General features: G+C 72.9%; 18 protein-coding genes and 1 pseudogene. 9 read left to right on the top strand and 10 right to left on the bottom strand.

Features of this window, described 5'->3' with window-relative positions; translation table 11 throughout:
• The first annotated feature begins 57 nt into the window (after positions 1-57).
• Both AB0M99_RS03895 and AB0M99_RS03900 read left to right on the top strand, forming a co-directional pair.
• Positions 58-465, top strand: a complete 408-nt coding sequence (locus tag AB0M99_RS03895; protein ID WP_365917044.1) for a nuclear transport factor 2 family protein — start codon at positions 58-60, stop codon at positions 463-465.
• A gap of 69 nt (positions 466-534) precedes the next feature.
• On the top strand, positions 535-1,152 hold the full coding sequence (locus AB0M99_RS03900; RefSeq protein ID WP_365917045.1) for a TOPRIM nucleotidyl transferase/hydrolase domain-containing protein: 618 nt from the start codon (positions 535-537) through the stop codon (positions 1,150-1,152).
• On the opposite strand, the gene AB0M99_RS03905 is transcribed toward AB0M99_RS03900, so the two are convergent.
• The 3 genes and pseudogenes from AB0M99_RS03905 to AB0M99_RS03915 all read right to left on the bottom strand — a co-directional run bounded on the left by AB0M99_RS03905 (position 1,139) and on the right by AB0M99_RS03915 (position 2,771).
• Positions 1,139-1,558 carry a cupin domain-containing protein gene (locus AB0M99_RS03905; RefSeq protein WP_365917046.1) on the bottom strand — a complete coding sequence of 140 codons (420 nt, stop codon included), beginning with the start codon at positions 1,556-1,558 and terminating at the stop codon, positions 1,139-1,141. The two genes, AB0M99_RS03900 and AB0M99_RS03905, sit on opposite strands and share 14 nt — an antisense overlap.
• 72 nt (positions 1,559-1,630) lie before the next feature.
• Positions 1,631-2,170, bottom strand: a pseudogene (locus AB0M99_RS03910) (ArsR family transcriptional regulator); the annotation flags it as partial.
• 349 nt (positions 2,171-2,519) lie between these two features.
• Positions 2,520-2,771 carry a hypothetical protein gene (locus AB0M99_RS03915; protein ID WP_365917047.1) on the bottom strand — a complete coding sequence of 84 codons (252 nt, stop codon included), beginning with the start codon at positions 2,769-2,771 and terminating at the stop codon, positions 2,520-2,522.
• Between the two features lie 122 nt (positions 2,772-2,893).
• On the opposite strand from AB0M99_RS03915, the gene AB0M99_RS03920 reads away from it, so the two are divergent.
• Positions 2,894-7,042, top strand: coding sequence for a hypothetical protein (locus AB0M99_RS03920; protein WP_365917048.1), 4,149 nt, complete (start codon positions 2,894-2,896; stop codon positions 7,040-7,042).
• Between the two features lie 30 nt (positions 7,043-7,072).
• On the opposite strand, the gene AB0M99_RS03925 is transcribed toward AB0M99_RS03920, so the two are convergent.
• A complete protein-coding gene (locus tag AB0M99_RS03925) occupies positions 7,073-7,933 on the bottom strand; it encodes a hypothetical protein (RefSeq protein ID WP_365917049.1) in 861 nt (286 codons plus the stop codon).
• A 233-nt stretch (positions 7,934-8,166) separates the two neighbouring features.
• Here AB0M99_RS03925 and AB0M99_RS03930 point away from each other — a divergent pair, with 233 nt between their 5' ends.
• Complete coding sequence (locus tag AB0M99_RS03930; RefSeq protein ID WP_365917050.1) at positions 8,167-8,457, top strand: hypothetical protein; 291 nt, start codon at positions 8,167-8,169, stop codon at positions 8,455-8,457.
• A 37-nt stretch (positions 8,458-8,494) separates the two neighbouring features.
• A complete protein-coding gene (locus AB0M99_RS03935; RefSeq protein ID WP_365917051.1) occupies positions 8,495-8,683 on the top strand; it encodes an antitoxin in 189 nt (62 codons plus the stop codon).
• Between the two features lie 55 nt (positions 8,684-8,738).
• On the opposite strand, the gene AB0M99_RS03940 is transcribed toward AB0M99_RS03935, so the two are convergent.
• The 5 genes from AB0M99_RS03940 to AB0M99_RS03960 form a co-directional block, all read right to left on the bottom strand.
• Entirely contained in the window at positions 8,739-11,045 is a 2,307-nt protein-coding gene (locus AB0M99_RS03940; protein ID WP_365917052.1) for an Rv1355c family protein, read from the bottom strand.
• A gap of 64 nt (positions 11,046-11,109) precedes the next feature.
• A complete protein-coding gene (locus tag AB0M99_RS03945) occupies positions 11,110-11,811 on the bottom strand; it encodes a GNAT family N-acetyltransferase (RefSeq protein ID WP_365917053.1) in 702 nt (233 codons plus the stop codon).
• Between the two features lie 12 nt (positions 11,812-11,823).
• Complete coding sequence (locus AB0M99_RS03950) at positions 11,824-11,946, bottom strand: hypothetical protein (RefSeq protein ID WP_365917054.1); 123 nt, start codon at positions 11,944-11,946, stop codon at positions 11,824-11,826.
• Positions 11,947-12,072: 126 nt separating this feature from the next.
• Positions 12,073-12,903: an AraC family transcriptional regulator gene (locus tag AB0M99_RS03955; RefSeq protein WP_365917055.1), complete on the bottom strand. Its 831-nt coding sequence runs from the start codon at positions 12,901-12,903 to the stop codon at positions 12,073-12,075.
• Positions 12,904-13,105: 202 nt separating this feature from the next.
• Positions 13,106-13,531: a subtilase-type protease inhibitor gene (locus AB0M99_RS03960; RefSeq protein ID WP_365917056.1), complete on the bottom strand. Its 426-nt coding sequence runs from the start codon at positions 13,529-13,531 to the stop codon at positions 13,106-13,108.
• A gap of 363 nt (positions 13,532-13,894) precedes the next feature.
• Here AB0M99_RS03960 and AB0M99_RS03965 point away from each other — a divergent pair, with 363 nt between their 5' ends.
• The 4 genes from AB0M99_RS03965 (at position 13,895) to AB0M99_RS03980 (ending at position 21,087) form a co-directional block, all read left to right on the top strand.
• Positions 13,895-15,064, top strand: coding sequence for an alpha/beta hydrolase (locus tag AB0M99_RS03965; RefSeq protein ID WP_365917057.1), 1,170 nt, complete (start codon positions 13,895-13,897; stop codon positions 15,062-15,064).
• Between the two features lie 356 nt (positions 15,065-15,420).
• A complete protein-coding gene (locus AB0M99_RS03970; protein WP_365917058.1) occupies positions 15,421-16,383 on the top strand; it encodes an endonuclease/exonuclease/phosphatase family protein in 963 nt (320 codons plus the stop codon).
• A 98-nt stretch (positions 16,384-16,481) separates the two neighbouring features.
• Positions 16,482-16,823 (top strand): CU044_2847 family protein, encoded by a 342-nt coding sequence (locus tag AB0M99_RS03975; RefSeq protein ID WP_365917059.1) that lies wholly within the window; start codon positions 16,482-16,484, stop codon positions 16,821-16,823.
• A 4-nt stretch (positions 16,824-16,827) separates the two neighbouring features.
• Positions 16,828-21,087 carry a trypsin-like peptidase domain-containing protein gene (locus AB0M99_RS03980; protein ID WP_365917060.1) on the top strand — a complete coding sequence of 1,420 codons (4,260 nt, stop codon included), beginning with the start codon at positions 16,828-16,830 and terminating at the stop codon, positions 21,085-21,087.
• A gap of 27 nt (positions 21,088-21,114) precedes the next feature.
• Here AB0M99_RS03980 and AB0M99_RS03985 read toward each other — a convergent pair whose 3' ends face one another.
• The gene (locus AB0M99_RS03985; protein WP_365917061.1) at positions 21,115-21,684 is read right to left on the bottom strand and encodes a DinB family protein; all 570 of its coding nucleotides are present in this window, start codon (positions 21,682-21,684) and stop codon (positions 21,115-21,117) included.
• Positions 21,685-21,726: the final 42 nt, after the last annotated feature.

Consider the following 21,726-nt stretch of genomic DNA (forward strand, 5'->3'; position numbering starts at 1 on the left):
TACGGGGGCACGGTGGTCCAAGATGGTCTTCCGCAACCGCGCACAGGGAGGCCCGCCGTGTCGAGAACACCGCAGGAGATCTTCGGAAGCTACGTCCACGCCGGCACCATGAGCCGCGATGCCGATGCCCTTGCCGAGTGCTTCACCGCGGACGGCGTCCTTGAGGCACCGCTCATGCCGGGCGGTGCCACCTTCCCCAGGCGGCTGGTCGGCCGCGAGGAGATCCGTAGTGCGATGTCGGCGTACTACGAGCGGCCGGTGGCGGACGACGGCGCGCCGAACTTCGAGAAGTCCGGGTACGTACTGCACACCACCTCCGACCCGGACGTGTTCATCGCCGAGATCGACACGGTCTTCGACGGGGACGGCGTGGAGGTCGCCGTCTCGCTCGTGCAGATCTTCCGCATCCGCGACGGGAAGATCGCCCGCCTGCGCGACTATTTCGCTCCGGAGCTGATGAACTGACGAGCCGATGAACCGACGGCGGTCGAATATTCCGCGGCGTGCCGGCCGGTGGAAGTGCAGAATCGCCCCATGGTGGACATGCAGGCATTCCGGGACGCGGCCGACCGCTGGGCAGCCGGCGGCCCCGGCGAACCGGCGGGCGATCTGGCCGTGCAGCTGGGGCTGCGGACGGCAGTGCTGCTGGAAGGACTGAGCGACCTCGCGGCCGTCGACGCCCTGACCGCACGGCGGGGCCGGGACCTGGCCGCCGAAGGGGTGTGCGTCCTGTCGATGGGCGGGGCCATGAACGTCGGCCGCTACACCGCCCTCCTCGGGCCGCCGGGTCTCGGCCTGCGCCTGAGGGGACTGTGCGACGTACGCGAACAGCCCTTCTACGACCGCGCCCTGGAGCGGGCCCGGGCCCCGCACGAGGGCTTCTTCGTGTGCGTGGCGGACCTGGAGGACGAGCTCATCCGCGCGCTGGGCACGGAGAGCGTCGAGGAGATCATCCGGGCCGAGGGCGACCTGCGGGCCTGGCAGACCTTCCTGCGCCAGCCCGCACAGCACGGCCGGCCCCGGCAACAGCAGTTGCGGCGCTTCCTCGGCACGAAGAAGGGCCGCAAGATCCGCTACGGGCGCCTCCTGGTGGAGACCCTCGCCCCCGGACGGGTACCGGCCCCGCTGGACGACCTCCTCACGAGTCTGTGACCGGCGTACGAAGGGACGCATCGCCGGTCGGCAGCGGTCCGGCGATGCGGTAACCCACCCCGGGCGTCGTCGTGATGACCCGCATGCTCTGCGAGAAGACCGCCAGGACCGTGGCGTCCTCCTCACCGTGGTTGACGAGGGTGATCTCCTTGCCCGCGGGGAGCATGGCGAAGGTGCCCTGGGCGACGGTCTTCGCCCCGCAGCCGCAGGAGGCTTCGATCACGCCTGCGACCCCGGTCAGGAGCAGTTCCGAGGCGCCGTGCGCATGGGCCGGTACGGAGCCGCCCGCGGGGACCTGGATCCGTACCGCGGCGAGCTGCCGGAAGGGGCCGCCCTCGGGGTCGAGCCGCAGCGCGGGGCTCTGGGCGGCGGAGTCGTGGGCGGTGTCGATGGTCATGCCGAACATCTAGGTTCCTTCGGTATGGATCGTTATCGATCGGTATCAGTCGGTACAGGGGGAATGAAGCGGGTGTTGGGGTCAGTTCGGGGTCTGGTGCAGTTCTGCCGCGCACAGGTCCGGTCCGATGAAGGGCCGCAGCCTCGCCGTGGTCCCGGAGTATTCGAGCAGGCCGTCCAGCACGCCCTGGTGGACGGCGCAGACGACCTCGGGCCGGGTCCGGGCCAGCTCGCGGTACGGACAGCCGTGCAGCAGCACCGTGCGCGTTCCCGGACCGGGGCCCGGCTCCTCGCGCGGGTCGAAGCCCATCCGGGCGGCCACGGCGAAGACCTGCTCCGCCGCCGGACCGTTCCCGGCCATGCGCCGCCCCCAGCCGCGGCCGGCTTCGCGGGAGGCGCCCGGTCCCCCGCCCACGGCCTCGGCCAGGGCTTCGGCCAGCTCGCGGAAGGGGGCGCCTGCGGACTCCTGCCCGGGATCGGGGCGGGTGGGGGCGTACCGGAGTGCGGGGCGGCCCCGGCCAGGCCCTGCCGAGGCTGTGGCCGCGATCAGGCCGGCCCCGGTCAGGGCTGCCAGATGATGGCGGACGGTGGCGACCGAAAGCCCCGTGGCAGCGGCCATGTCGCAGCCGCAGCAGCAGGTCCTCGCCGAGGACGGCGTCGCGCCGCCAGATCACGACCAGCGACTCCAGCGCCGCCGCGGCGACTTCCGGGTCCGGTCCGGCCGCGGCGGCGGTCAGGACTTCGAGGACCGGACGGGTCCCGAAGCGCTCCAGGGCCGCCACCGCCCGGATCCGGTCCGCGGCGGGCAGCGCCGGGTCCCCCGCGCGGCGGACGGCGTCCCCCGTGGCCCGGGCGTCCTCGCAGGGCAGCACCCACACCACGTACACCGCCTGCACGCACAGCATGATCATGTACTGGAGCGGGACCAGGAGGGCCGCGGGCAGGGCCGGAACGAACGGCAGGAGGAGCTTCTAGCCGCCGCGGATGCGCGCCGCACCACCGTCCGGCGGCTCGAAGCGCCTGTCGGCCAGGAGGCTCAGCACCAGCACGGTCGCGCCGGTGAGCAGGGGCAGGACCAGCAGTCCCACCAGCATCCCCGCGCCGAACACGGCGCCGAAGGGATCCGATCCCCTGGGCAGGACCGCCGCTGCGGCCACCCAGCCCGCCAGCGCCACGAAAAGGTACCGCAGCGCACTACTGACCAGCCAACGCCCCGTAGTCATCCAGCCGTTCCTCAGGTACCGCACGGCCTGCGGCCGTGTTCCGGAAGGGGACCATACGGGAGGCCGGCCCCGGAGCGAACGGCGGGAGGCCCACTGTCAGTGGCGCCTGGCAAGATCGGCACATGACCAGCAGCACCGGTGCCCCTGTCCCGCTCCCGACCAACCACCGCATCTCCGAGACCTACGCCGACTGGGCGCGCACCCAGGATCCGGGCGCCGCGGCCACCGCGCAGGCGGTGCTCGGTGAGGCCGACCGGAAGCGGGGGCGGTCCTGGGAGAAGCCCGGCCGCTTCGTGGACGACATGGAACGCCTGGCCCGAGGGCTGCCGGACGCCCATCTGCCGTGGTTCTGGGACACCATGGGCCACTGGCTGCTGGAGACGCACCGCCGCTCCGCCGCCCGCGCGTACGGCCGGGCGCGCGCGGCCGAACGGACCCGCGGGCTGCCCGTGGACCCCCACTGGCGGCGGGCCAACGTCCTGCTGTTCGCCCGCTTCGGCGCCCTGCCCGCCACCGAACTCAGCGGACACAGCGCGTGGCTGGCCGACCTCCTCGAACCGGGCGGGGCGCACCGCGAGTTCGTCCGCGTGCTGACCCTCTGGGCGGCGTCGCCCGGGGAGCTCCCGGCCGATCTGGCCCGCAGGGTCCGGGACTCCGCCCGCGCCGCCGGTCTCGGCAGCGAGGAGGAGGCCCGGGTGCTGGGTGAACTGCTGGCCGCCGCCGCCGGGAAGGCCGTACCCGACCGGCTGCTCGAAGCCGCCGTCGGCCCGCTCAGCGCGCATCCGCCGACCGGCGACCGGGCCACGGCCCTGCTCGACCTGTTCCCCGAGTCGAAGAACGACGCGGCGGCCTGGCTGCGGCTGCTCATCGCCTGCGGCGCCGCCGACGCCGCCGCGGCCGGCCGGATCACCCCCGAAGGCGGTCCGGGCGACTGGCTGCGCCGCTACGCCGCCCGCTACTCGCACCGCCCCGTCGCGGGCGGCGGTGTGACCAGCCAGCCGATGCCGGCCGAACTGTTCCGGCTGGTCGGCCGGTTCGCACCCCTGATGCGGGCGGCCGGCACGCCCGTGCGGCTGCACGAGGACCGCTACCGGTGGCAGCACCTGGACGCCGATCTGCTGGATCTGTGCCTCGCCGAGGGCGTGCCCGTGGAGGATCCCGGCCCGGCCGTCGGCCTGGAGTTCTGGGGCGAGCAGTCTCAGCGCGACCTGAAGGCGCTCGCCGCCGACCCCGTGTTCGGGCCCCGGCTGGAGGGCACCGTGCACGCCGGGCTCCGTACCCGGGGCGGCACCGCCATCAGCCGGCTCCCGCACAACCCGGGCATCGCCGCCGAGGTGCACGCGCGGGTCGAGAAGCTGCTCGACGCCCTGCGCGGCGGCGGCCTCGCCGCCGCCGACGAATCCGTCGACGAACTGGGCGAACTCCTCGACAGGCCCACGGCCATCGCGCTGGACGGCATCGAGGAGGCCCTCGCCGCCCTCGACCTCACCGGCCCCCTGGCCCGCGCCCTGCGCGCCGGACTGCCCGAGGAACTGGGCTGGCCCGCCCTGGAGCAGGCCCTCGCCGAGTTCCGGCCCGACGAGGCCGTGCACGTCACCTGCACGTGGCCGGTGCTCGCGCTGTACGGGGACACCCGCGCCATCGCCGTCGACCACGCCGGCCGGCGCGGCGACCACGCCCTGGAACTGCCCGACGCCTCCCGCTCCCACACCGTGCACTGGGTCGGTGGCCAGTTCCTCGTCTCCTGGGAGGAGCAGGAAGGGGAGGCCGAGAAGACCGCGGAGCCCGGGAAGGCCAAGTGGACGCGGTGCGCCTACTGGTCCGGGCGGCCCGGCGAGGTCTTCGAGCCGGAGGAGCCGTACGGACTGCGCCCCTACGGCGGGAGCATCCAGGGCGGCCTCGGGTACCAGTTCGAAACCCCTGACGGCGGCGGCCGGTTCGACGGCGAACGCATCCTGCGCCCGGGCGGCCGCGAGGGCGTGGGCCACCGCGACTACCAGATGAGCGACGGCCGTACCGTCTGGAGCTCGGAGGTGTTCGGCGACCGCCGCAGCGGCTGGGACTGCGTCGACCCGGACACGGGCATCCCCACCGGCGACCGCACACTGCCCGCCTTCCACCAGCCGGCCGAAACCCCGCCCGGTACCAAGCCGTTCGCCGACCACCGCATCCTCGCCGCGCTGCCGGCCGGCGCACCGCCGTCCCCGCTCGGCCAGGACGGGCCGCTCACCGGGTGCCGGGTCCTGCACCGCACGCCGTACGCCGGGCCGTCGCCCCGCGAGTTCGTGCTGGAGTCCGTCGACGGCCGCACCGCCTCCTACCGCAGCAGCCGCTGGGGCCGCCGCCCGTGGGGCGTCCTCGCCCTGCCGCTCGGCGGGGAGGACGCCGTCCTGGCCGGCGAGACCACCATCCGCTGCCACGCCGCCGAGGACAACTCGCTGCTCTGGCAGGTGCGCGGCTTCCCCGGCGGCCACGACCGCTCCCCCGTCCGGGTCACCCTCGGGGAGCTGGCCGGGCCGGTTCCGCCACCGGCCTACTGGCACTTCCTCACCCCCCGCGACGAGGCCTCCTCCGAAGCGCTGCGCGCCGTCACCGACGCCGCCGCGGGGCAGCTGATGCGGGCCCACGCCGAGGGTGGCGACGACGCGTGCCGGCCGCTGCCCGGCGTGACCGATCCGGCGGTACGGGAGGGCGTCGACCGCGCTGTCCGGCTCGCCGCCGACGTACTGCGGCGCCGCCGGGAACTGTCCCGCCGGGTCGCCGTCATGCGGTCCGGGCCCGTCGTCGACCTGCCCGACGCGGTGCCCGACACCCAGCTCTCCCCCGCCCTGCACGGCCTGCTGCCCGAGCTGCGGGCGTACGACGAACGGCCCGCGCAGCCGCAGCCCGCCCTGCTCACCGCGGTCGCCGCCGATGGCCGGTACCTGCGCGGGGAGATCGAGGACGAGGTCCGGGTGCTGGCCCGGCCGGCCACTCCGCCGGAGTGGTCGGCGCTGGTCGGCGGGATCGGCGCCGTGGCCTGGCGGGCCGCCGTCGCCGCCACCCCCGACGAGCAGCGCCGGGCCCTGACCGCCCTGGTCGAGGTGTGGAGCCGGCAGCCGTTCGCCGAGGCCGGCAGCGCCTGGCGGACCGGCCGCGCCGCCGAGCCGCGGATCGCCGAACTCCGCTCGGCCGGGGTCACCGTGGCCTCGGGCCCGGTCCGCAGCGGCCTCGCCCCCTTCCTCCAGCGCGCCGCCGACCCGGCCCCGGCCGATGCCGAGGAGTGCGCGATCCACACCATCGCCCGGGACGACGCCGCCCGGCTGGGGCACCTGTCGGCCCTGATCGCCGAGCACGGCCCGCTGCCCGTGCCGGAGGAGGCCGTGGACCTGTTCCGCTGGCGCACCGGCGTGCCCCGCCCGGTCGCCGCCCTCGCGCTCGACGGCTTCCCCGGCAGTGCCGACTACGACGCGCACCGCAAACTGCTGCGCGCCAAGCCGTACAAGGCGGACCGGGCCGCGGCCCAGGCCTACCACGACCTCCAGTGGCGGCTCGGCCCGGGCGGCCGGCGTACGGTGCTCGCCGCCGCCCTGCCCGCGGACCCGGCCGAGCTGTGGGCCCCCGGCGGGATGACCGCCGCCGCGGACCGGATGGCCACCGCCTGGGCGGGGCTGCTCGATGTCACCCCGTACACCGACGACGGCAGCCACGCCGCCGCCCTCGAGGCGGACCGCGGCCTGCCGGAGGCCTGGGCCAAGGCCCTGCTCACCGGCCGCGCCCCGGAGCCCCTGGACGCCGACGGGGTGCGGAGCGCTGCGACGGCAGCTGCCTGGGCACTCACCGAACGTCCGATCGGCGATCCGGCCGCGACCGGTGCCCGCGCCCTGGTCGACGGGCTCGCGGACTCCCCGGCCGCTCCCCTGGCCCGCCTGCGGCGACTGGCGGACCGGTCGGCGGCCACCCCGGTGCCGCCCGGCCAGTACGAGACCAACCCGCTCTTCAGCGTCCCGGACCTGGTGGCCGAGGCCGCGGCCGTGCTCGGTGTCAGCTGCGACGCGGCCGCGCTCCACCTCCAATTGCACGCCCTCGGCGGCCCGGCCGACCGTACCGTGCGCCGCTGGAACACCTGGTCGCTCGAACACCACCGCGCCGTCCGCAAGGAGCTCACCGCCGCGAAGGCCCCCCGTCCTGCCCCGCCTGCCCCGACGGACGACACCGAGCCGGTCCCGGCCCCCGTCCACGAACGGTTCGCCCACGCGTGGGCGCAGCAGACGCCCCCGCGGCCCGGGTAGGGGCGCACGGCGTGTGGTGGCCCGCCGGCCTCAGTAGCCCCTGACCATGAGGTCGGCCCTGCTCTGGGGCCATGTGGTTCGCAGGTAGTGCTCCTCGGCGGCGCGCCAACGCCGGATCCACTCCTCGCCGTTCTCGCCACGCGCACGCACCCGTCGCAGGCAGACGTCCCGCGGGGTGTCGACGTACGCGGTGAAGTGGTAGTAGTGGGCCAGTTCCGGGCGGGCGGCGTAGACCCCCTCGACGATCACCGCGGCGCCCGGGGCGATCTCACGCCGGGCGCCGAGCCGCCCGGTGGTCCAGTCGTAGATCCGGTAGCGCGCGACCCGCTCGTCCCGCAGCGGAATCAGGACCTGGTCCCGGAGACGTTCCCAGTCGAAGTAGTGGTGGTAGCCCTGTTCCGCGTCGAGCCGCTCCCGCTCGCCGTCGGGCATGGGGCGGTAGAAGTCGTCGACGTGCACGATGGCGGCGCCGTCGAGCACTCCTGCCACCGCGGCGGCCAACGTCGTCTTGCCCGATCCTCCCGTGCCGTCGATGGCGAGGATCCTGGTGCCGCCAGGGGTTCGGGCAGGCCGGAGGAGGCCGTCGGCAACGTCCTGCGCCTGCGCGATCACGTCCACGAGGGGCCGCCGCGCCGGCAGTTCGGTGGTCCGCGCGTTGCTCGAAAGTACGGCGCTCTCGGCTTCCCCGAGCTCCCCGAGCTCCCCGGGGCCGGCTCCCAGCAGTGCTCGCGTGACGAGGATCGAGTCCATGACACCGGCCCCGAGGTCCCGCAGCAGCCGCTGGGCGTGCTCCATGCCCTCGTCCTGGTCGAGCAGCGGCTCGCACTGCGCGACCAGCAGGGCGAGTCGCGCGGCACGCTCAGGAGAGAGGCCCTGGACATCTTCGAACATGAAAGCTCCTCGTGGAGGGGGTGGGCGGATATCGGATCGTGATCCGACGATCGTTCCAGCGCGCATACGAACACCTGCATGATCACCCTCTCCGTGGACACCACGTCGCAGAGCTACGCCCTCGGCCAGGTCTGCGGCGTGCCGGCCGTCGCGGCGGTGGTGAAGGGCGCGCTCGGCTACCACCCCGAGCCGCGGGCGTCGGAGGCGGCTCGGCCGCGCGCGCCGAGAGCGCCATGCTGGCGGACCGGTCCAAGCCCGATGCCCTGCGTCTCTGGTTCTACGACCAGGACGGAGACGAGACCGTGCGCGCCGTCTTCACGGCCCGGAGCACCGAATGGGACCCCGCGCTGAGGGACGAGAAGAGCAGCAAATCCATCTCGTTCGACCCGGGTCCGGCCGGAGGCGGCCTGAGCTGCGGGTACGCCGCCGGCCCGGACGACGGCCGCCCTGCGCACCGCCGCCGTCAGCTGACGGTGTCGGCCTCGTCCTCGGCCTCCGGATGTGGGATTGACCCTCTTGGGTGACAGTGGAGGGGTCAGTTTTCCGTGAGGAGGACACCCCATGTCCATGATCGACAAGCTCAAGGGTCTGCTGAAGGGCCACGAGGACGTAGCCCGTCAAGGCGTCGAGAAGGCCGGAGACGCCTTCGACGAGAAGACGGGGAACAAGTACCAGTCCCAGGTGGATACCGTCCAGCAGAAGCTCAACGAGCAGATCGGCAACCAGCCGCCGACCGACCAGCCGAAGTAGCCCGTGGCGGTGTCGCCCGTGACGGCCGCCACCGGGCCGTCCCGGGCGCCGCGCGTCAGCCGCGCCGGGTGGGGGCGTCGAAGCTCAGTACGCTGTCGACCTCCCTGCGCAGGGCGTGGGCGGTGGGGGGCGGTGCGTAGGCGAGGCGGAACAGCAGCAGTTCGGTCTCGCCCGGGTGCTGCGGGACCAGAGCCGAGAGGCGCTTGCGCAGGGTCTGCAGGATGGCGGTTTCCGTCGCGTCGAGTCCGGTGCCGTCGCCGCGCTCGATGCGGGCGAAGAGGTACAGCAGGACGGTGACGGGCTGGAATCCGAGGCCCAGGGACGTCGCGGTGAGCCAGAGCCGTTGCAGGGCCCTGCCCCCGTCGAAATGGGCATGGGCACCGGTCCCGGTGGTGGTGAGGCAGCCGATCGCCGAGGAGCCCGCGACGCTGTTGCGCGCGCCCTGCTCGAAGGCGCGGCCGCCGCCCATCTGCCGTACGAAGGCGAGGTGGGGCCAGTGGCGGGCGAGGGACAGGCCCGCCAGATCGGCGCTGTCCGCTTCGAGGGTGGCGATGTCGATGCCGTCGCGGGTGGTCCGCACCTCCTCCGGCGTCCAGCGCAGCTCGCTCATCATTTCCCGGTGCAGGCGCGGGGACAGCATGCGCAGCCGGTCGCCCGCGCCCAGGATGTGCCCGGCCTCCTCCAGCTCCGGACGGTCGGTGATCAGGTGGAGGCGCGCGCCGCTGTCGGCCGCGCAGCTCATCAGGGCCTGCCGGTGCGACTCGTCCAGCGGACGGGCGGGGCCGGTGCGGCGGTTCGTGGCGCGCCGGTCGATCCAGTCGGCGAGTTCGGGCCGCGGTGCGTGCGGGGCCCTGGAGAAGGTGAGCTCGCACACGAGCCCGGGGTCGGCCGGGTCGGGCATGGGGCGTACGTGGCAGGCCCAGCCCGCGGCCCGGGCCGCGAGGTCGATGTTCTCGACGGCCGCTCCGATCGCCAACTGGGTGGCGGTCCCCTGGAAGTCGAGCAGCGTGGGCGGCTGCGTGTCGTCGGTGCGGCAGTACAGCACCGGGCCGCGGGCGACGAACCTCCAGGGCTGGACGTTCCCGCCCGAGGGGGCCCTGGTTCCGTACGCCACGAGACGGCGGATGCCCTCCTCGCCCAGGGCCTCGCCGGGGCCGGGCAGGACGAGCGGGGGGCTGTGCGGCTGCTCGGCCGCAGCCCCTGCCGGGCGGGCCGAGGACGGCTCCGCGGGCGCCGGGCGGGCCTGTGTCCAGTCGCGTACGAGCTCGGCGAGGTCTACGAGGAAGCGCCCCGAGCCGGTGAACTGCCCGAGCAGGACCCGTCGGGCGGTGTCGGTGAGCACGGCGGCGCCGAGGGCCACCCCCGAGGCGAGCTGGGGCCAGGAGGAGAGGGTGTGCCCGATCTCCATCAGCGAGGGGGCCATGCGTGCCGAGAGGTTCTCCGGGCCGAGGATCCGCAGGACGTGGGGGACCTTCTCGCGGACCGGCAGTCCCTTGAGGTCTGCGGCGGCCACGCCGTCGAGCAGGCCGTGCAGCACGGGCCGATGCGGTTCGAGGTCGAAGCGCTCCACGTCCAGCATGCCGCGCTCGTTGGTCTCCATGAGCACCGCGATTCCGTGTGCACGGGCGCGCTCCCGCGCGAAGACCTTGATGTAGAGGTCGTCGCACTCCTCGATGAACAGGTCGGCGCGGCCGTCTCCGGTGAGGAAGGCGTCGACGTTGTCCTCGGTCAGGCCCTCCGGCCAGACCTCTATGTCGAGGTAGGGGTCGATCTCGTACATCTGCCGTGCGGCGAGGACCACTTTGGGCAGTCCGATGTCCGTGATCGAGGCGCGCAGCCGGTTCAGGTTCGAGAGGGAGAGCCGGTCGAAGTCCGCGAGCCGGAAGCGGCTTCCGACTCCTTCCTGGGCAAGGGTGAACGCGCTGGCAGCGCCCACGGAGAGGCCGGCCACGGCGATCGTCCTGCCGGCGAGGTCGGCCTGTTCCGCCGCTGTGATCTTGTACTGGTTGCGGGACTGCCGCAGTTCGCGGTACTCGGGCTCGGGCAGGACGTGCGCGAGCTGGCGGGACCACGGGTACCAGACCCATGTGCCGTACTCCAGGGGCGGCTGCCCGTCGAAGTGCCCTTCCACCGCCGTCGCGAGTTCCTCGTCGCCCGGGCGCCAGGCGGGGCGACGGGTGGTGAGCAGCTCCGCCACCTGTTCGGTGAGGGTGTCCCGGACCGCAGTCGCCTCGCCGCGGGCCAGGATCCCGGTCAGCTCCGACCGTTGGCCGGGGTCGCCGGCGGCGAACAGCCGCGGACGCCAGGGGGTCGCGCCGTCGGCTGTCCCGGCAAGGGAGTTGATGTGCGATTCCAGACTCATCGTGCACCTTCGGCAGATCGTGGTCGGGGCGGAGGCGGAGGCCAGAGTGAGAGGGGCGGCGGTGTCAGGATTCCGGTGAGAGCAGCGAGAGTTCGAACAGCCGGATACCGAGCCGGCGGGCGCAGTCGCGCAGGACGTCCTCGGCCAGGTGCTCGCGCGAGTTCGTCAGCGCTCGGCCCACCAGCTGCAACGCCCGCGTGAGCCGCGGTTCCCGGTTGTGGAACGCTCTGATCCCGTCGAGGGCGTAGTACGAGGTGATGCCGGGGAAGGGGACGTCGATCAGGGGCAGTTCCCACCGCCACCGGAAGCCGCAGAGCGCGTACGTATCGGTCAGCCGGGACGAGCAGCTGCCGAGGATCGCCGTGGCGCCACGTCCTTCGGCGGCGGCGATCCCGGCGACCATCAGGAGGGTGATGAGATCGCGCCCCCTCCAGTGCGGCGCCACCCAGGCGCCGGCGAGCTCCGCCACCGCCAGTCCCTGAGCACGGGCCCGGGCGACGGCAGCCGACACTTCCGGGCTGCGGAGGTGGATCTCGGAGGGCAGCTCCCCCGTGACTCCGTGGTGGATCCGCACACCTCCCACGAGCCGGCCGTCGTCGTCAACGGCCGCCACACAGCTCAGGACATCGGCCCCGACGCGTGGGTCGCCCTTTCCGAACCTCACCATCGACTGGTGGCCGCGCCGGGCGTACGCCTTCTCCTGCTCGGCGAGAAACTCCTGGTAGAGGGGGTCATCGAAGTGGATTTCGAACAGTTTGAAGTGCATGTGGCGACCTCGTCAGCGGCGGCTCGTGTCACCGCGGTCCCGGCGTCTGCGGCTGCGTCGGCCGAGGGCTCCCGCCAGACCGACGAGGCCGCCAGTGAGCGCGCCGGCCACGAGGATGCGCAGCAGGTCTTCCATCGAGTACTCCCCTCTGGGTCAGGTCCCGGCAGATGCATCCATGTGCTCGGGTGCCTGACCGGCTACGGACGGGGAGACTAGCGATGTGCGAGCCGCCTGGCTTGGAAAAATTTGACCTCACGCCCCTCACAGGGCGAGGGCACCCTCCGCCACGCGGGCGGCGGCCATCTGGCCCGGGGTGGTCCCGGCCAGGGAGCGGAACTCGCGGTTGAGGTGGGCCTGGTCGTAGAAGCCGCAGGCAGCGGTCACTTCGGCGAGATTCGCACCCTCGCGGGTGAGCAGCCCCATGGCCCGGTGGAAACGCAGTACCCGGGCGGACATCTTGGGCGTCAGGCCGACCTGTTCGGTGAACCGGCGGACCAGGTAGCCCTGGCTCCAGCCCACTTCGGCCGCTATCCGGCCGACCGGGATCGCCCCGCCGGCGCGGGCGAGCAGCCGCCAGGCGTGGCTCACCTCGGGCGCGGGACGCGGGCCGTGTTCGAGCCGGGCCGTCAGAGCGATGTCCAGGAGGTCGAACCGGGCTCCCCAGTCGCCGGTGGTGGCCAGTTGCTCCACCAGCAGTCCGGCCCCGGGGCCGAGGACGTCGCTGAGTTCGACCACTCGGTTGGTCAACTCGCTCATCGGCATGCCGAACAGCCGGAAGGCGCCCAGAGGGGTCAGTTCGAGCCGGATCGCCTCCTGGCCGCCGGGGTGGTCACACACCCGGGACCCGTCCTCCAGGCCCGCGATCAGCGAGCCGGTCACCTGGCTGTTCGGGCTCGCGCCGCCCAGCCGGTGGATCTGGGCGAATGGTTCGCCGAGGCTTATCACGACGACGGCCCGGCCCGTGGGAACCAGCCGCACCCGATAGGGCGAGGCCGCCACCGCCTCCCAGTAGCCGGCGTAGCTGTGCACGATCGGGCGCAGTTGGGCGGGCCACGGCCGGGTCACCCGCCACCGGTCACCCACCCGGGTCATCGCGACTCCCCGAACGGCCATGTCTGTGCCTGCGACCACCGGCATGCCCCTCTCCCTCCCGTGGCGCCGGGCGCCGGGCGCCGGCCGACCCCGCAGGGCCGGTGCGCCCCGCCCCCCGCGAGACCCCGATCAGGTATCAGCATCCCAGAGAGAGCGGCCGAGCCGGAGTGGCCCGGCCGCAACGGCCGGGCCCGGCTGGGAGTCAGAGTGCGAAGACCGCGCTGCCGTTGAGGGTCGCGGACATGACGCAGGCGTTGGAGAAGGTGTACTTCCAGGCAACGCGGGAGCCCTGCCACACACCGTCCGCGGTGACGGTGACCGGGTCGTAGTGCATCGGGCACGCCCGGTCCGGGTTCGGGGAGTCCAGCAGCCGGTCGAACGCCCCGTCGGTGGAGTTCAGGGCCGCGCAGGCGGCCTCGGGGTCGGGGTGGGTGCCCCGCGCGGCCGGCATGCAGCTGAGGGCGGACGCCCGGACCACGGTGGCCGTGTCGGCGTCATCGCCCTGCGCGACGGCGATGACCAGGGCGGACGGGGCGTACAGGCTGTCGGGCTGGGCCGTCGCCATGCCGCTGGCGCCGATCAGGCAGAGGAGGGCAGCGGCGGAGACAACTGCGATGCGGTGACGCACAACAAACTCGCTTTCGATTCAAAGGTTGAACGCGATATTTGGTTTCGATACCACGTCCTGTCGAAACCCAGAGTGTCCGACGCGAAGGCCGGGTGCATTTCGATGACCGATTTACGGACACAGCGTTCGAATATCGGGCCCTGAGCGCCGGTTCGGGCAGGTCACGGGCGATGCACCCGCCTCGCGGCCGTACGCGTACGCGAGTGACGCCGGGCCCCGACGTGCGCTCTTGAGCCCTCCGACCCGCCGCCGGCCGCGCCGGATTCACCGAACGGCCATGGAGCTTGGCCGGATGCGCACTGAACTCCACGAACCCCCGGGCCACTTAGGCAAGCCTTGCCTAATATGCCTTAGGGTGTCGACATGAAGAAGATCATCCGCATGCTGACGGCAGTGGCGGCCGGACTGGCCCTCGCCGCGCCCGGCACGCTCACGACTCCCGCCGCGGCCGCGACCACCCCGGCGAGCGCCTCCAGAATCGAACTCCCGCGGCCCACCGGCGCCTTCGCCGTGGGCCGCGACACCCTCCACCTCGTGGACCGGGACCGCAAGGACCCCTGGGTGCCCACGGCCGACCGGGAGTTACTGCTGTCGCTGTACTACCCGGCCCTCCCGCACACCGGAACCCCCGCTCCCTACATGGCCGTCCCCGAGGCCAAGGCACTGCTGACCGACCGGGGGCAGCTCGGCGAGCACGCCACGCCCGAGCGCATCGCGGCCACCCGGACCCATGCGCGGGACAACGCCCTGCCCCGGCCTTCGATGCGCCGCTACCCGCTGATCGTGCTCTCCCCCGGCTTCACCGCGCCCCGCTCCTCACTGAGCACCCTGGCGGAGGAACTCGCCAGCCGCGGCTACGTCGTGGCCGCCGTGGACCACGCGTACGAGTCGGACGGCACCCTCTTCCCCGGCGGGCGGATGCTCAACTGCACCGCGTGCGAGCAGGTGTTCCCCGACAAGTCGCTGTACCGGGTCTCCGACGGGCGGGCCCGTGACATCCCCTTCCTCCTCGACCGCCTCACCGGCCCGGGTTCGGCTTGGCGGTACTCCTGGCTGATCGACTCCCGGCACATCGGGATGGCGGGCCACTCCATCGGCGGAGCCGCGGCCTCGGCCGCCATGGCCGCGGACCCGCGCGTGGACGCCGGGGTCAACATGGACGGCACCTTCTTCACACCGGTTCCCGGGAGCGGCCTCGACGGACGCCCCTTCCTGATGCTCGCCGGAGACCCGGCCCTGCTGCCGCCCGACTTCCCCGACACTTCCTGGGAGGACAACTGGCCCCTGCTGGACGGCTGGAAGCGCTGGCTGACCGTCACGGGTGCGGGCCATGCGGGCTTCACCGACTGGCCGGTGCTCGGTGACCAGGTCGGGTACGCCCACCCCGAGACGCCGCTCTCGGGCACCCGCTCCCAGCAGATCACCCGGGCGTACGTCGGCGACTTCTTCGACCTGCACCTGCGCGGGATGCAGGCTCCACGCCTCGACGGCCCGACGGCGGCCGACCCGGAGGTCGTGTTCCACCGCAGGTGATGGCCGGCCGGAGCCGACCATGTCAGCGGATTTGACCCGGGATGAACCGGGATGTCATCGTCGGCTCGTCGCCAAGTCGGACATACCCCCACAAGGTCCAGCGTTCAGGCTTGCTCGATGACGTGTGACGACGTGTGATGACGTGTGACGGAGGTGGTCGTTGTGTCGTACGGCGAACCTCCAAGTTGCGCGCATCCGCTTCCGCTCTGAACGGCTGAACTCTCTCCGGCCGTGTCTCAGCCGTGGGCCGGCCGCTGCCCGGCCCCTCCGTCGACCGCTTCACCGAAGCCCCGCCCCGGTGCGTCCCGGCGGCTCCGAGCCGCCCCGTTGCCGCACCCGCAACACAGCGAGCGTTCATGGCCCTCAGCACACGGCGGGACGGCTCGGGGTTCCGCCCCCGTCACACCGCACGCATCGCCGTCCCCGCACTCCTCCTCTCCGTAGCGCTGCTCTTCCCGCGGCTGCTGCCCAACAGGCCGGGCAACCTCGGCAGTCTCGCCGAGACCGTCCTGCCGTGGTTCGGCATCCCGGTGGCGATCCTCCTCGCGTGGGCGGCGGTGCGCGGCTCGCGTCCGGGGAAGGCCGCGGCGCTGGTACCCCTGGTGGCCTGGTGCCTGCTCTTCGTCCCCACCCTGGCCATGGCTCCCCGTACGGGGCACGCCGACTTCAAGGCCCTGACCTTCAACGTCGGCGGGGACCGCACCACGCCCGAGGACGTCGCCCGGGAAGTGATCGCCACCGGCGCCGATGTCGTCGCCCTGGAGAAGGTTCCCCTGTCGGCCATCGCCGGGTACGAGAAGGCGCTCGCCGGGACCTACGGCCACCACACCACCGGCAACACCCTGGGACTGTGGTCGCGCTACCCGCTGCGCGAGGTCGAGGAGATGGACCTGGGCGGCGCCTGGCCCCACGCGATCCGTGCCGTCGCCGCCACCCCCGGGGGCGACACCGCCATCTACACGGTGCGCCTGCCCTCCGTACGGGTCCGCGCGAGCGAGGGCTTCACCATCGGGCGCCGGGACGCCGCCGCGGCCGAACTGGCCGACCGCATAGCCGAGGACCCCGTCGGACGCGTGATGCTGCTCGGCGACCTCAACGGCAGCCTTCGCGACCGCGGCCTGGCCCCCCTCACGCGCCACCTCAAGCCCGCACAGGAGGAGGCGGGCCGCGGTTTCGGCTTCACCTGGCCCGCCGCCTTCCCCGTGGTCCGGATCGACCACGTGCTGCTGCGCGGCCTGGAGCCCGCCACCACCACCGTCCTGCCCGACCTCGGCAGTGACCACCGGCCCGTCCTCACCGGGCTGCGACCCGTCGCGTGAGTCACGCGTACGGGCCGCCCCGGATGCGCCCGCCACCGGACGCGCTGACCATGGCATCGAGGGGCGGAACGGCCGAGGCCGCGGGCAGAGGAGGAGCCGTGACACATCTGGCTCGGATTTCCCTGGCAGACGGTGGCTCCCTGCTGATCGAGGCTCCGTCGGCAGCAGAGGGGCCGGTGAAGGCCGGCCGCATCGGCGACGTCATCCAGGAACTGCCCAAGAGCCTGCAATCGGCCCTGGGTTCGGTGACGGACGCGGCCGGCGCCATGCTCGACCAGCTGCGCAAGGCGGGCCCCGACGCGATCAAGATCGAGTTCGGTGTCGACCTCGCGTTCGAGGCCGGAGCCGTGATCACGAAGACCAGCACCAACGGCCACCTGCGCGTGACCATGGAGTGGAAGAAGGGCAGCCGCCCGGGCGCCGAACCACACGCGGACTGATCCCGTGGACACCACCGGCGCGCCTCCGTCCGGAGACGACGGCCACTACGACCACGATCACGACCACGACCACGACCACGGCGACAACAGCGACCAGCACTCCCGCGACGCGGGACTGTTCCGGGCCGTGGCCCAGGTCCTCGGACCGGACGGCGAGGTGGTCGGCGTCGGCTTCCTCGTCGCCGAGGCCGTCCTGATGACGTGCGCGCACGTCGTACGCGCCGCGGGCGCCGAGCCCGGCGACAGCCTGCGGCTGGCCTTCCCGCACCTGGAGGGCGCACCCGAGGTCGAGGGGCTGGTCCTGGCCGACGCGTGGCGCGCCCCCGAGGACGAGGACGTGGCCGTCGTACGCCTGGGCACCGGCGCCGAGGTCACCGCGGGCGTCGCACCGCTGCCCCTCGGCACCGCCGCGGGCTCCCGGGGCCACAAGGTGCACTCGTTCGGGTTCCCGGCGCAGGCCCCCGTCGGCGGCCACTTCGGGTACGGCACGGCCGGCGCCCTGCTGCCCGCCACCGAGGGCCGGGCCGCCCACCTGCAGCTCACCGGCGCCAACGACCTGACCACCGGGTTCAGCGGCGGGCCGGTCGTCGACGAGACGAGCGGCCTGGTCATCGGCATGCTCACCGAGATCACGGCCCCGGACGAGCACGAGCGGGGCCAGGGGATCGCCTACGTCACCCCGACCCAGGTGCTGCGCGAGGTCTGGCCGGAGCTGGCCGAGCGGGACGTCTGCCCCTACCGGGGGCTGGAGGCGTTCGGCGCGGAACACGCCGAGTGGTTCGAAGGCCGCAAGGACGCCGTCCGGCAGGTGCTGGCGAACCTCGCCGAGCAGCAGCGGGTGACGCTGCTCCTCGGCCCCTCCGGCTCGGGCAAGTCGTCACTGGTGCAGGCGGGCGTCCTGCCGGCCCTGGCGGCGGGCGAGGTACCCGGCAGCGACCGCTGGCTGCCCCTGGTCGTCCGGCCCCGGCAGAACCTGCTGCTGGAACTCGAACGCTCGGGACTGCCCGGCGCGGTCAGCGACGGGATCGGCGCGGCCGTCACGCGAAGACTCCGGACCGAGCCCGGGCGCCGGCGCGTCGTCCTGGTCATCGACCAGTTCGAAGAGCTCCTCACCCGGCCCGTGACCGGCCGGGACCGGGACCTGCGCCTGGCCGCGACCGACCAGATCACCACGGCGGTCAAGTCGCACTCCGCGCTCTTCGTGATCCTGGTCATGCGCGACGACTTCTACCCGCAGCAGGCCGCTCTCGCCCCCAAGCTGCTCGAAGCCGCGATGCCGGGGCTGCTCAACATGCCCGGCACGCTGAGCCAGGACGATCTGAACGCCATCATCACGCTGCCCGCGCTGAAGGCGGGCGCTCATTTCGAGCCGGGCCTGCCCGAGCACATCATCGAGGACGTCCTGGCCAGCACCCCCGAGGGGAAGACCACCCGGCTCGCGCCCGTCACGGTACTCCCCCTGCTGGAGCTGGCCCTCAGCCAGCTGTGGGAGCGGCGCCGGGACGGCTACCTCACGAACGACGCCTACCACCGCATCGGCGGTGTCACCGGCAGTCTGACCACGTGGTGCGACATCGCCCTCGACCAGCTGGACCCCGATCACCTGCCCATCGCACAGCGCATCCTGACTTCCCTGGTCCGCTCCGGCGACCCGCGCCACAACATCCCTCCCATCCGGGAGCAGGTCACACTGCAGGAGCTACGGGAGATGGCGGCCGACCCCGGCGAGGACACCGGCAGCGGCGACGGCAGTGGCGACGGCGGCGGCAAGGCCGTCGAGGAAGTCCTCGACACCCTCATCGGTCACCGCATCATCACCACCCACACGCCGAGCGTCTCCCTGGTCCGCAACGCCCCTCCCGCGCTGCCGGTGGCCGAGTTGATCCACGACGCCCTGATCCGGGACTGGGGCACCCTGCGCGAGTGGGTCGAGCAGGACCACCGCTTCAAGGTGTGGCTCGACCAGACCCGTTCGCGGTACGCGCGCTGGGCCGAAGGGAAGGACGCCGGCGACCTGCTCGGCGGAACGGCTCTCGCCGAGGGCCTCGACTGGTCGCACCAGCGCCGCCTGCCGGGCAACATCGCAGGCTTCCTCAAGGCCAGCAAGGACCACCAGCACGCCGCCATCCAGCGCAGCAGACGCCTCAACATGGTCCTCGCCGCCCTGCTCGTCCTCGCACTCGTCGCCGCCGGAGGAGCGCTCTGGCAGTGGCGGACGGCCATCGACCAGCGGGTGACGGCCCAGTCCCGGCAGCTCGCCGCCCTGTCGGAAACCCTCATCGACACCGACCCCGACCTCGCCTCGCTCCTGGCCGTCCAGGCGTACCGGGCCAAACACACTCCCGAGGCCGTCGCGAGCGTCGAGGACGCCGCGTCCCTACCGCTCAGGCGGCGGTTGACCGGCCACACCCGCGCCGTGAACCGGGTCGCCTTCAGCCCCGACGGGCGCACCCTCGCCACCGCCGGGCACGACAACACCGTACGGCTGTGGGACGCGGCCACCGGCAAGAACCACACCACCTTGAAGGGGCACGGCTCGGTGGTGTGGGCGGTGGCGTTCAGCCCGGACGGAACCACCCTCGCCACCGCCGAGAACGACAACACCGTACGGCTGTGGGACATGGCCACGCACACCAACCACACCACCCTGAAGGGGCACAGCGCCGCCGTGTACTCGGTCGCCTTCAGCCCGGACGGAACCACCCTCGCCTCGGGCGGCCGCGACTCGACGGTCCGGCTGTGGAACGTGGCCTCCGGCACGAGCGACGCCGTCCTGAAGGGCCACACTGCGGCGGTGAGCTCGATCGCGTTCAGTCCGGACGGGGACACCCTCGCCAGCAGCGGCCCCGACAAGACCGTGCGGCTGTGGGACACGGATGCCGAAACGACCCGCAGCATCCTGAAGGGTCATACCGGCACCGTGTACTCGGTGGTGTTCAGCCCCGACGGACGCACGCTCGCCACCGGCAGCCACGACTGGACCGCGAGACTGTGGGACGTGGCCACGGGGAAATCCCGCCTCACCCTGGCCGAGCACACCGACATGGTGAACTCGGCGGTGTTCAGCCCCGACGGACGCACCCTGGCCACCACCAGCCACGACAACACCGCGGTGCTGTGGGACGTGGCCACCGGAAGGTCCCACAACCACCTGTCCGGCCACTACGACGCGGTGGTCTCGGCAGCGTTCAGCCCCGACGGTCTGACCCTCGCCACCGCCGGGCACGACAACACCGCGCGGCTGTGGGACGTATCTCCCGGCGCGAACTACGCCGTCCTGAGAGGCCACGACAACGCGGTGCGGTCAGTGGCGTTCAGCCCCGACGGACACACCCTCGCCACCGGCAGCTACGACCGGACCGTACGGCTGTGGGACACGGCCACGCACAAGAGCCGGGCGGTCCTGAAAGGCTCCCTCCAGCAGGTCTACTCGGTGGCCTTCAGCCCCGACGGACGCACCCTCGCCACCGGCAGCGCGGACACGACCGTGGGGTTGTGGGACGTGGCCACGGCCAAGAACCGCACCATCCTCAGGGGCCACACCGGTGCGGTGATCTCGGTGGCGTTCAGCCCCGACGGGCGCACCCTCGCCACCGGCGGCTACGACGGCACGGTCCGCCTGTGGGACGTGACCGCACCGGCCGAGAAGCCCACGATCCTGGCCAACCACGACGACATCGTGGTCGCGGTGGCGTTCAGCCCCGACGGGCGGACCGTCGCCTCCGCCAGCGGCGACAACAACATCCGGCTGTGGGACGTGGACACGCACAAGAACCGCACCACCTTCAAAGGCCACACCGACAGCCCCTGGGCCGTGGCGTTCAGCCCCGACGGACGCGTCCTCGCCAGCGGAAGCCGTGACGGCACCGTCCGCCTGTGGGACGTGACCGAGAGCCGCAAGCACACCATCCTGACGGGCCACTTCGACCCGGTGGTCTCGGTGGCGTTCAGCCCCGACGGACGCACGCTCGCCTCCGGCAGCCAGGACTGGACCGTAAGGCTGTGGAACGTGACCACGCGCAGCAAGCGATTCGCGATCCCCCAGGCCGACGCCGTGTTCGCCGTGGCCTTCAGCCCCAACGGGCACACCATCGCCACCGGCGGCGCCGACGCCACCGCGCAGCTGTGGGACGTCGTCCTCCAGAAACCCGCCGAAGCGATCGAGGAGATCTGCCGTTCCGTGGACCGCGACCTGACCAAGGAGGAACGGACGTCCTACCTGCCGGGCCAGTCGGTCGGCCCCGTGTGCCCGACCGTCCGGTGACGTGCCGCGGGTCTCATCCGCGGTGCCTCACTGCCCCACCCGTCCGTCGACGCATTCGCGCAACAGGTCGGCGTGCCCGCAGTGGCGTGCGTACTCCTCGATCCTGTGCACCATCAGCTCCCGCACCGCGATCCCGTCCTTCCCCACGCGCTCGCCCAGATCCGGGTGGGCGGCCAGGGCGGCGTCGGTCTCGGCCTGCTCGCGCTCCAGGTCGCGGTACGCGGCGTCGACCACGGCCTGGTCGGCCACGGCTCCGTCGAAGTCCCCGTCACGCTTGCCGTACAGCTTGGGCAGCGGGTCGCCTTCTCCGATCCAGTTGCGCCAGTCCCGCTCCACCTCGGCGAGGTGCCTGAGCAGGCCGAGCAGCGACATCGTCGACGGCGGAACCGAGCGGCGGGCCAACTGCTCCGCGTCCAGGCCCTCGCACTTCATCCGCAGGGTCGTGCGGTAGCCCGTCAGGAAGTCGTCGAGCGTCGGGAGCTCACCGTCCGGACTGACTCCTTCACTGTTGCGGGGGTCGTCCTCCGGGTCCGCCCACATGTCGGGGTAGACGGTCGACTGGGTCCAGCGCGCGGGTTGTTCGCTCATGCGCCCCATCCTCTTGTGTGAGACCCGGTCCCGCCAGTGAGTTTGTCCACG

This window comes from Streptomyces sp. NPDC051183, assembly GCF_040682455.1.
Taxonomy (GTDB): Bacteria; Actinomycetota; Actinomycetes; order Streptomycetales; family Streptomycetaceae; genus Streptomyces.

Bases quoted from the DNA above. Each gene is read 5' to 3' on its own strand.
- AB0M99_RS03900 (WP_365917045.1), top strand. From the start codon at position 535: ATGGTGGACATGCAGGCATTCCGGGACGCGGCCGACCGCTGGGCAGCC.
- AB0M99_RS03905 (WP_365917046.1), bottom strand. From the start codon at position 1,558: ATGTTCGGCATGACCATCGACACCGCCCACGACTCCGCCGCCCAGAGC.
- AB0M99_RS03915 (WP_365917047.1), bottom strand. From the start codon at position 2,771: ATGACTACGGGGCGTTGGCTGGTCAGTAGTGCGCTGCGGTACCTTTTC.
- AB0M99_RS03920 (WP_365917048.1), top strand. From the start codon at position 2,894: ATGACCAGCAGCACCGGTGCCCCTGTCCCGCTCCCGACCAACCACCGC.
- AB0M99_RS03925 (WP_365917049.1), bottom strand. From the start codon at position 7,933: ATGTTCGAAGATGTCCAGGGCCTCTCTCCTGAGCGTGCCGCGCGACTC.
- AB0M99_RS03930 (WP_365917050.1), top strand. From the start codon at position 8,167: ATGCTGGCGGACCGGTCCAAGCCCGATGCCCTGCGTCTCTGGTTCTAC.
- AB0M99_RS03935 (WP_365917051.1), top strand. From the start codon at position 8,495: ATGTCCATGATCGACAAGCTCAAGGGTCTGCTGAAGGGCCACGAGGAC.
- AB0M99_RS03940 (WP_365917052.1), bottom strand. From the start codon at position 11,045: ATGAGTCTGGAATCGCACATCAACTCCCTTGCCGGGACAGCCGACGGC.
- AB0M99_RS03945 (WP_365917053.1), bottom strand. From the start codon at position 11,811: ATGCACTTCAAACTGTTCGAAATCCACTTCGATGACCCCCTCTACCAG.
- AB0M99_RS03950 (WP_365917054.1), bottom strand. From the start codon at position 11,946: ATGGAAGACCTGCTGCGCATCCTCGTGGCCGGCGCGCTCACTGGCGGC.
- AB0M99_RS03955 (WP_365917055.1), bottom strand. From the start codon at position 12,903: ATGACCCGGGTGGGTGACCGGTGGCGGGTGACCCGGCCGTGGCCCGCC.
- AB0M99_RS03965 (WP_365917057.1), top strand. From the start codon at position 13,895: ATGAAGAAGATCATCCGCATGCTGACGGCAGTGGCGGCCGGACTGGCC.
- AB0M99_RS03970 (WP_365917058.1), top strand. From the start codon at position 15,421: ATGGCCCTCAGCACACGGCGGGACGGCTCGGGGTTCCGCCCCCGTCAC.
- AB0M99_RS03985 (WP_365917061.1), bottom strand. From the start codon at position 21,684: ATGGGGCGCATGAGCGAACAACCCGCGCGCTGGACCCAGTCGACCGTC.